The 8936-nt window shown below is 69.4% G+C and carries 9 protein-coding genes; 2 read left to right on the top strand and 7 right to left on the bottom strand.

Annotated elements, in window-relative coordinates:
* Positions 1-18: 18 nt before the first annotated feature.
* From JF886_RS15150 to JF886_RS15120, 7 genes are all read right to left on the bottom strand, one after another.
* Positions 19-156 (bottom strand): hypothetical protein, encoded by a 138-nt coding sequence (locus JF886_RS15150; protein ID WP_337313931.1) that lies wholly within the window; start codon positions 154-156, stop codon positions 19-21.
* 130 nt (positions 157-286) lie between these two features.
* Positions 287-847: a hypothetical protein gene (locus tag JF886_RS15145; protein WP_337313928.1), complete on the bottom strand. Its 561-nt coding sequence runs from the start codon at positions 845-847 to the stop codon at positions 287-289.
* A gap of 76 nt (positions 848-923) precedes the next feature.
* Positions 924-1160, bottom strand: coding sequence for a ferredoxin (locus tag JF886_RS15140; RefSeq protein ID WP_337313927.1), 237 nt, complete (start codon positions 1158-1160; stop codon positions 924-926).
* Positions 1151-2461: an NADH-ubiquinone oxidoreductase-F iron-sulfur binding region domain-containing protein gene (locus JF886_RS15135; protein ID WP_337313925.1), complete on the bottom strand. Its 1311-nt coding sequence runs from the start codon at positions 2459-2461 to the stop codon at positions 1151-1153. The genes JF886_RS15140 and JF886_RS15135 overlap by 10 nt, the downstream gene beginning before the upstream one ends.
* Complete coding sequence (locus JF886_RS15130; RefSeq protein WP_337313933.1) at positions 2458-3474, bottom strand: ferric reductase-like transmembrane domain-containing protein; 1017 nt, start codon at positions 3472-3474, stop codon at positions 2458-2460. Before JF886_RS15130 ends, JF886_RS15135 begins: the two co-directional genes overlap by 4 nt.
* A 2-nt stretch (positions 3475-3476) precedes the next feature.
* Positions 3477-4385 carry an FAD:protein FMN transferase gene (locus JF886_RS15125; RefSeq protein WP_337313923.1) on the bottom strand — a complete coding sequence of 303 codons (909 nt, stop codon included), beginning with the start codon at positions 4383-4385 and terminating at the stop codon, positions 3477-3479.
* Between the two features lie 1039 nt (positions 4386-5424).
* Positions 5425-6273, bottom strand: a complete 849-nt coding sequence (locus JF886_RS15120) for a polysaccharide deacetylase family protein (RefSeq protein ID WP_337313920.1) — start codon at positions 6271-6273, stop codon at positions 5425-5427.
* Positions 6274-6749: 476 nt separating this feature from the next.
* On the opposite strand from JF886_RS15120, the gene JF886_RS15115 reads away from it, so the two are divergent.
* On the top strand, positions 6750-7685 hold the full coding sequence (locus JF886_RS15115) for an NAD-dependent epimerase/dehydratase family protein (protein WP_337313918.1): 936 nt from the start codon (positions 6750-6752) through the stop codon (positions 7683-7685).
* Entirely contained in the window at positions 7682-8911 is a 1230-nt protein-coding gene (locus tag JF886_RS15110; RefSeq protein ID WP_337313916.1) for a glycosyltransferase family protein, read from the top strand. Before JF886_RS15115 ends, JF886_RS15110 begins: the two co-directional genes overlap by 4 nt.
* The last annotated feature ends 25 nt before the right edge of the window (positions 8912-8936 follow it).

Here is an 8936-nt window from a genome sequence, read left to right as displayed (position 1 = left end):
TCTCACAACGTCGGTGAACTAGGCGGCGATGCCTCCCGTGAGCGGGTTGGTGAGCAACGGCGGCCCCTCAGGAGTGAGTAGGCGGGCCATGGACTGTTGGCTGAAGTGGCGGCGGCCGTCCTGCCACTCGTCGTGCTGGTCATGGTTGACTGCCATGTACTCGCGCCCGCCGCCGCCGCGGGCGTCCACGGTGCGCGAGGTGTTTCGGTTTGAGTCGGCGGCGCGTGCGCAGAGGAGCCGCTGTCAGATGGTGGTCGACGCCGGCCGGCTGAGGTGGGTCCGTCGGCTACCGTAGCGGCGACTGGTACGCGCCGCCGAGCAGAACCGGTGGCTGGTGGAGTGCCTCACCGGTGTGTGTGGGTGTCCAGTAGAAAACCAGGTGCCCGGTCGACGGCACCAGAAATATCATCCGCGCGGGGGACTGATCGCCGGCCAAAACACCCTCGACGAAGCCTGAGCTACTGACGGGGCAGATGCCCAGTCCGTTGTTGGAGTTGTAGATCTGGCCGGCCGAGTCGCGCACGGTCATCTGCGCGAGCGGCGTGCTCCATCCGAGCTGCGAGTTGTCCTTCAGGCTGACGCTCACTGCCAGACACTGCTTTCCCGCAGGCAGAGTCGCGTTGGCGTTGGGGGTGACGGCGGTGGCATTAGTCACCGTCACGGCCTCGCCGTCGCTGGCGGTCATGATCTGTCCCTTGGCCACCGTGACCACTCCCGGCGGGGAGCTGCTGCTGGCGCTCGCAGCGGGCGGGCTCGGTTCCTCGCCGCCGCACGCCGCAGCGCTGCTGGCGAGCGCTGCAGCGACGGCGGCAAACCGTATCCGTACCCCGGCATGCGAAGGATTCACGGTTCTCACGGTACCGGCCACCGGTAAGAGAACGGCAATCCGACGACCATCGCTTGAACAGCGGGAGAGCGCGTGGTCAATGCCGTGGGGCGTCCATGTCCTCGAGCAGCAACGCAACTCGTGGACAGGTGGCCACCGCCTTGCGGGCGTGCTGCAGGCAGGTCGCGTCCTCGATGGGGACCGGATCGATCACCGGGAAGCCCCAGTCGTCCAGAAAGATCAACTCGGGCACGATCTCCGCGCAGTAGCCGGCGCCGTCGCAGAGAATCGGATTGACGCGCAATCGACGCAGCCGCACGGAGCTTATCGCCACCTGCGTGACGAGCGTGGCGGTCGGGGAAACACTGAGCCGTGCCGGATCATGCAGCGACGTCCGTCGACATGCGCGTCAAGGTGGTCGGCGAAGACCTTCAGCGCGCTCTCCAGTTGGCCGACCGCCCCGTCGGGGTGATGGCATGCCCCGCGACCCTCCACGAGGCGCATCCACTGGCGAATGCGCTCGACGTCGGCCGCGGTCGCTTCAGACGCAGCGACCCTCGTCATCGTGGCGGCAATGGCCCGCAGCCCGTGGACGCAAGGACCGCATTGACCTGCGGTCTGGCCGGCGAGGTAGGTGAGGATGCGCGCGGTCTCGATGATCCCGCAGCCATCCTCGGGAAGCACGGCAAGCACGCCGCAGCCCAACGACGCACCATGGCGTTCGCGCAACCCGTGCGTGTCGAGAGGCAGATCCGAGAGCGAGTCGGTGGCGTGCCAGGTCCCGAAGTACCCTCCCAGCAGAGCCCCACCCGGGATGGACGTGGTGCCCCCCGCGAGCTGTAGCACGGCCGCGATCTCGCTGGCGAGATCGACCTCATAGACGCCAGGAATGGCAACGTTGCCGCTCAGGGTCATCAGGGCGCTGCCCGGCGAGTTGGCCGTCCCCAGCTCGCGAAACCAGGCGCTGCCCCGCCGAGCAATGAGCGCGACATGGGCGAGGGTCTCGACGTTCTGCACCAGGGTTGGTTCGCCCCCGATCCCTCGCTGCGAGGGGCTCGGCGGGGCGAACTGCGGCTTCGCCGGGCCACCCGAGATTCGCCGCACCACCGCCGACGACTCGCCGGCGATGTAGCGATGCGCGGTGCGGAGGACGCGAATCGGCGGCTCACTCAGCCGCGCCTGACGGCGCTCCGCGAGGGCGCGCGTCAGCGCATGGTGCGCTGTACGGGCACCGCGCGCGGTGTACACGACCACCTCGCGCGCCCCCACGGTTTCGGCGGCCAGGACGGCGCCGTCAAGAATCAGATGCGGCCGCAGCGCCATCAGTGTCTGGTCCTTGGCGCTGAGCGGCTCGCCCTCGGAGGCGTTGGCCACCACCACCGACCGCCCTTGCGATCGTTCCGCTATCAATGCCCATTTCCACCACGTGAGGAACCAGGCGCCGCCCCGGCCGCTGAGACCGCTGTCCCGCAGCGTCCGAAGCAGCCACTCTCCGCCTTCCGGACGCGGACCGAGGCGGCCGCGATGCTCAGGCAGGGGCTCGTGTCCCGCGGACCATGCCGGTCCGGCCAGCAGGCGGCTGGCTGTGGCGGGAGGTGCGAGTGGGAGCGCGGGAATCGCCAGGGCAGCGCTCATCCGAGCGGTCCCGACGTGGTGAGCAGACCACGGACCGAACTGCCGGAGAGATACAGAGCGATGGTCAGGCGCACCTCTCCGCAGACGGCGTACAGCACCGTCCCCGCGGTGGCGGGCACCGTGCAGATGGGCCGGCCGTCTCGAGCGAGGGCGAGCACGGGAAGGGTCTCGGTGCTCGTCGGCGAGCGCAACGACAGAGTGAGTCCGGTGTCGACCATGTCGCGCATCGACAGCTGCGTACCGCTGCTGGCGCGAACGATCACTCCGGCAAGAGGGTGGCTGAACCCGCCGGGCCTGGGGTGCACCGTCGTCGGCTTCGACGCGACCACTACCGGTGTGCCCGCCCGCACCGACCAGCCCGGCTGCAACGGCCCGGCCACCGCCCAGCTGGACGCCAGCGCCAGCGACGCAACCGCCGCCGCGGCGCCGACCACCCGGATGGGCAGGGACGAGAGACGGCCGTGCAGCAAACGGCGCGCCACCGCGACGGTTACCGCGGTGACGCAGGCGGCGTCGATCCCGACCATCCATGCCGCCTGAGAGTCGGATCCGGTACCGAGCCCATGGACGACCGCCAGTGGCCAGCTCGCGTACGCCAACCAGTGGATGACGCGCCAGGTTCGGGGCCCGACGCGGGACCGCAGCAGGCTGCTCGCCGCCACCGCAATTAGCATCTCGGCGGCAACGACACCGAGGCCGAGCCACACCGGGCGGTACGCGGCGCCGGTGGGAATCACGGCGTCGCGCACACTGATCTGGGCGAACGGGTCGAGCAGCGTGGTGGTGATGTGCAGCGCCAGCAGCACGACCGCGAGCAGGCTCAGATTGCGATGTAGGTCGGCGGTGACGAAGCGCGGGCTCCTGCGCGTCTCCCAGCGCAGAGCAGCGCCGATGCCGACCACGACGGTGGCGGTGAGGATGATCAGGGTGCTCATGCCCAGGCCCCGCGTGGCGTACCAGAGCCAGCTGGGGCTACTGCCGGCCATCACAGTCGTGACCGAGGCGGCAAGCATGCTCAACACGTCTCGCGCCATCCCCCAGCGAAGCGAACCCAGCCGTCCTTGTCGACGAGGCGAGCGGGCAGGCGGAGATCCTCGAGCCAGCCAGGGGCGGCATCGCCCAAGATGATCGCGGCTGTGGCCGCGGCGTTCGCCTCCAGGCAGGAGGCCGCGGCGACCGAGACCATCGACCAGGGTGTGCGCGCCGGCAGGCCGGTGGCAGGGTCGATGATGTGATGGATGTCCACACCGCCACGGCGCCAGCGCCGGGCCTCCGTCCCCGAGGTGGCCAGGCCACCGTCGAAGACGACAACGTCTTGCCAGTCGTCGCCGCCGATGCGCTGGCCGACCCGCACCGGCCAGCCGCCCGGGTGGAGGGGCCCGCGAACCGCGATGTCACCCCCGCAGTCGACCGCGACGCTGATGCCCAATCCCTCGGCGACTGCGGACGCGGCGCGGTCGGCTGCCCACGCCTTCCCACTGGCACCAAGGTCGAGCGAGACGTCAGCAGGGATGCTGACGGTGTGCGCCAGCGGGTCGTAGTCGACCGCCTGCCACCCCGCCACCGGGCGGACGGTCAGGCGCAGTGCCGGCCCGTCGCTCGGGACGTCCGAAAATGTGACCGTGTAACCAATGTCGTGGAGCGCCCGCCCGACTGTAGGGTCGACGAGACCACCGGTCATACGGGCGGCAGCGAGGGCGGCGGCGATCGCGTCCTCGAGAAGCGCGGAGAGGACGACTGCCTCGCCCTCGCCTGAGTCATTGAGCCGGGACAACTCTGAGTCGACGCGAAAGCGACTGCAGACACGGTCGATCTCGGCAATCTCGGCTTGGACGATCGCCAGAGCCTGCGGGAGGACCCCCTCGTCGTCGACCACGACGGTTGTCATCGTCCCCATGGCCGCGAACGAGTCGGCGGTCAACACGGGTGGCTCGGCGTGGAGTGGCACAGCGGAGGTGGCGGTGGGGGAAGGGGTGGTGCGGCTGACCCGCCGACGGGCGCCGGCGCCTGCCCCGGCGGCCGTGGCGCTGCGGCACCGTCGTCGCGGTGGTGAACCACACGAATGACAACCGGCGGCGGCGGTGGGGTTGTCTGCACCGGCGCCGCTTCGAGAGGGACGGCCGGAGACGACGCGGTCGCGGGGCTCTGATTGCCGGCGAAGCTCATTGCCGCGGCCGTCGAGAAGATGCCTGTCAGGCCCACGGCTGTGCCCACCGCGCCAACGGTGCGGCGGCGGACGCTCAGCATGGCGCGGTCGCGATCAAGCGGATGAGTACGCCGACCCATGCTCAATCGTCCCCGCCGGATCCGCCTCCGTCGCCCTGCGAGCTATGGCAGCCGTCATCGCCACACTGCGAGGGGGTGGAATGCAGCACCGGGGCGACAACGCCGGTGCTCAGCGCGGGGCGTGGTGCCTCTGCCGGAGGCGCCGGCGCGGCGCTGTGATCGTAGACGTCCACGTTCTTCACCACCGGCGGCCCTACTGCCGGACGGGGGAACAGCACGCTGGCACTGACCGGAGTGAGCCGGGCGGCGGCCGGCGATGTGGACTGGGCATGTAGGCCCGAGAACGGTCCCGCGCCGACCGCAGCCGCAACTCCGGTCAGCAGCCCCGCCCCGGCAGAGGCGACGGAGAGGCCCAGGACGGGCCGTCGGGAAGAAGGTTGCACAGTCGAGCCTCCGAATCCCACCCAGAAGGTCCGGTCCATCACGGCGCCAGCAGCACGCCGTGGAGGTGAGAGCACCACGTCGTCGCGCCGACTCAACTCCTCAGCGGTTGTTGCATCGTGCTGGCTCTCGGTGAGACGCGAATGAGCACTTCATGAGCGTCTTCTCATCCCCACGCCGGCCTCATCATTCACCGCCAAGGGCCGTCGTTCGGCTGACGCGGGTCGCCATCAGCGCCGGCGAGTCGTTGCGCTTCGCTGACCCCGTTATCGAGAGATCTTGGCAGAGGCGGCCTGCTACGCAGCGAGCACGGCGATCAGCGCCGACTGCGACGGGGTCGGCGCTGACAATCCGGCGTCGCCCGCGAAGCTGGCGAGGCTGGGAGCGCCGCCGATCTCGGTGCGGTGGAGCAGATGACCGAGCAGCTGCTCCAGCGCGGCCTTGCCGCCGTCGATCTCCATCCGCGCGTCGGCGAGTGAGACCCTGACGAGGTCGGTGTGGTGGACCGTACGTGACCCGATCACCATGCCGGCCGCATCCATGGCGAGCACCTGGGCGGCGGTCATGTAGCGGGGCCGGCCGATGAATCCGCTGACCACGAAGTCGGTGGCCACGAATCCGTAGTGCGCCAGTACCGGTTCGGCGGCGGTCGCGAAATCGGCGTACCCGTCATCGAAGGTCAGGACGACGGGATGGGGCGGCAGCGAGGCCTTGCCGGCGAGCGCGGCCATGAGGGTTGCCAGCGTGATCGTGTGGGCGCCCTCGACATGTAGCAAAGCCATCTGCGCGGCGAAGAGCGACGGGGGAATCGACAGCCGGAAGCCGAGCATATCCTGGGGCGTCGGCGCGATGCCGCGGATGTAGTGGTAGTAGAGGATCGGAACGGTGACGTGTGGTCCCAGCGGAACCGCGACCGCGGCTGGTTGCGGCAGCTGCGCTTGCGGCGCATCGCCGGAAGGTTGCGGCCCGACCGGCGGCCCCACGGTGCGCGAATGCATCGGCTGCGGGCCGCCCATCGCCATGCGCGTGGGCTGTGACAGGATGGTGAGGCTGGCAGTCGCCGCCGCGATGGCCACCGCGGCCACGAGCATGGTGGCGGCGAAGCGGCGACCGCTGTACGGTCGGCGACCACCTGGTGATCTCATCGAGTTGTAAGTCTCCGTAGCATCCGACGATGTCGCCGCCTTAGGATAGGCCAGCCGAGCGTGCGGTGACCGTGCGTCTCGTTCTTCGCCGCTTCGCGATCCTCCCGGTCCGACCGAACCTTCGCTTGCTCGCTTCGATGGTACCGGCCGTGCGCCCGTGGTCGATGTTCCGGCAGGCCGGTGGGGCTCGACAGCCTCATCGGGGCAGGACTTCTGCCACCCCGCTCTGTGAGCGTACCTGGGTGAGAGGAGTCTCACTTGAGGCTCATGCGCGTGTCACCGCGGCCGCTGAGGCTGACGTCGCCTCCCCGTCATGGGGCCTCCGTTCACCGCAGAGGGCCGTCGACTTGTCTCAGTTCACAACGGGCGATCACCGTAGGTCTCGTCCTGACAACATCGTCGGCGACGGCGGCACGCGCGCCCAGCAGAATCCGGCACCTCAGGATGGACTCTCCGCGCGACGACGCAGGTACCTCGTGACCGGGGCAGCGGGATTCATCGGATCGCATCTCTGCGAGCGTCTGCTCGGCGATGGCCACGAGGTTGTGGGGGTGGACAACTTCTCCACCTTCTACGAGCGCGGTCGCAAGGAGGAGAACCTGCACGCAGCCCAAGCATCGCCCCGCTTCGTTCTCCGCGAGGTCGACCTGGCTGTGGCCGACATCGGCGCAGGGCTCGGGGACTGCGACGGCGTCTTCCACCTCGCCGCCCAGGCCGGTGTGCGCGGAAGCTGGGGTGAGACCTTTGACATCTATACGCGGGACAACATCGTGGCCACACAGCGCCTCCTCGAGGCACTGCGCTTCAACCGTATCCCCGCAGTGCTGGCCTCGTCATCGTCCGTGTACGGCAATGCTGCCCAACTGCCCGCGTCCGAAGACGCCCCTCTAGCGCCGATGTCCCCGTACGGACTCACCAAGCTCGCCGTCGAGCAGCTGGTGCGCATCTACGTGGCGCAGTACGGACTCGACGTCGTCAGCCTGCGCTACTTCACGGTGTTCGGTCCCCGCCAGCGGCCCGACATGGCCTTCACCCGCTTCCTCACCGCGGCGCTCACCGGTGGGGTTGTGCACGTCCTCGGTGACGGCCACCAGACGCGCGACTTCACCTACGTGTCGGACGCCGTCGATGCTACGGTCCGAGCCCTGGGTGGTCCGCGCGGAGCGGTGTACAACGTCGGCGGGGGCAGTCCGGCGAGCATCGAGGCTGTGCTCGCGCTGGTCACAGTCATCAGCGGGGCCGCGCTGACCGTCGACCACCAGGCATTCGCCGCGGGCGATGTCACCCACACATGGGCCGACACCAGCCGGGCCCGTCGCGAGCTTGGCTGGCGACCTCGGGTGTCCCTGGACGACGGGTTGCGCGCCCATCTCGACTGGGTGGCATCGACACTGTCGGCGGCGGCGGCGTGACCGAAGTGAAGCCGGCCGACTCGACACGTCACTTGCGCGTGCTCACGTACTCGCACGACGGCTACGGCATCGGCCACCTGCGCCGCAACCTGCGGCTCAGCACCCGGCTGGTCGAGCGCTTTCCGGACGCATCGATCCTTGCCGCCACCGGATCGCGCATCGCGCACTACTTCGAGTTCCCCGAGAACGTGGACTACCTCAAGCTGCCGTCGGTGACCAAGCTGGCCAACGAGCGCTACGTCGCTGACGGGCTGCGGCTCGGCTCCGGCGAGGTCTCGGCACTGCGCTCCGGCATCCTCGAGTCCGCGGTTCGCCTGTTCGCACCGGACGTAGTGCTGGTCGATCGCTATCCACTTGGTGTCGACAGTGAGCTGGTTGCGGCTCTCGATGCGCTGCGCGCACGCCGTCCCGACGCTACCGTGATCCTCGGACTCCGAGACATCCTGGATAACCCCGAGGTGGTCCGGGAAGAATGGCGCCGCAAAGGTCACCATCGCGCCATCGCTGAGCGTTACGACCGCGTGCTCATCTATGGCGACCCACGCGTCTATGACGCGGTTGCCGAGTACCAGCTTCCCGACTCGGTGGCCGACAAGGTCACCTTCACCGGCTTCCTGACCGACCCACCGGGACGGGAGCGGCCCGACGGCAGCGCATTGCCCTGGCCCAGCCCTGACCGACGGCGGGCGGTGTGCACGGTGGGCGGCGGCAAGGACGCGGCCCATGTCGCCTGGGCCTTTCTCGGTGCGCTGGAGACGATGGGCCACGAGTGGAAGGGCCTGCTTGTGGCGGGTCCATTCCTCGGCGAAGACGAACTGGTCCCGCTCACCGCGTACGCGCGGCGCCTCGATGTCGCGGTTCGCCGCTTCATTCCCGACCTTCCCGCCCAGCTTGCGAGCGCTGACGTGGTGGTCTCGATGGCGGGGTACAACACCATGTGCGAACTGCTGGCTGCGGCGGTCCCGGCGGTCGTGATCCCGCGCATTCGACCGCGCGTCGAGCAGCTGATCCGAGCCAGCCGTTTCGCCGAGCGCGGCGCGGTGGCGATGCTCCATCCCGACCGGCTGACCCCGTCGACACTGCGGGCGGCGTTGCTGCGCCGATCGGCTGTCCCCCGCGCCGAGATCCGCGCGGCCGTTGGGGCCGGATTCGATCTGAGCGGCCTCGACGGGGCGGCCAACGCGGTGACCGAGGCCTTGTCCTACCGCCCCGCTCTGGCCTCGTGATCGACGGGCCGGTGGCGCGCTCCCG

It is taken from the genome of Candidatus Aeolococcus gillhamiae, assembly GCF_016464765.1.
Taxonomy (GTDB): domain Bacteria; phylum Chloroflexota; class Dormibacteria; order Aeolococcales; family Aeolococcaceae; genus Aeolococcus; species Aeolococcus gillhamiae.
Note: the sequence above shows the minus strand (reverse complement) of the source record. Positions and strands in the feature narration are given on the sequence as shown.

Bases quoted from the DNA above. Each gene is read 5' to 3' on its own strand.
- JF886_RS15150 (WP_337313931.1), bottom strand. From the start codon at position 156: ATGGCAGTCAACCATGACCAGCACGACGAGTGGCAGGACGGCCGCCGC.
- JF886_RS15135 (WP_337313925.1), bottom strand. From the start codon at position 2,461: ATGAGCGCTGCCCTGGCGATTCCCGCGCTCCCACTCGCACCTCCCGCC.
- JF886_RS15130 (WP_337313933.1), bottom strand. From the start codon at position 3,474: ATGCTTGCCGCCTCGGTCACGACTGTGATGGCCGGCAGTAGCCCCAGC.
- JF886_RS15120 (WP_337313920.1), bottom strand. From the start codon at position 6,273: ATGAGATCACCAGGTGGTCGCCGACCGTACAGCGGTCGCCGCTTCGCC.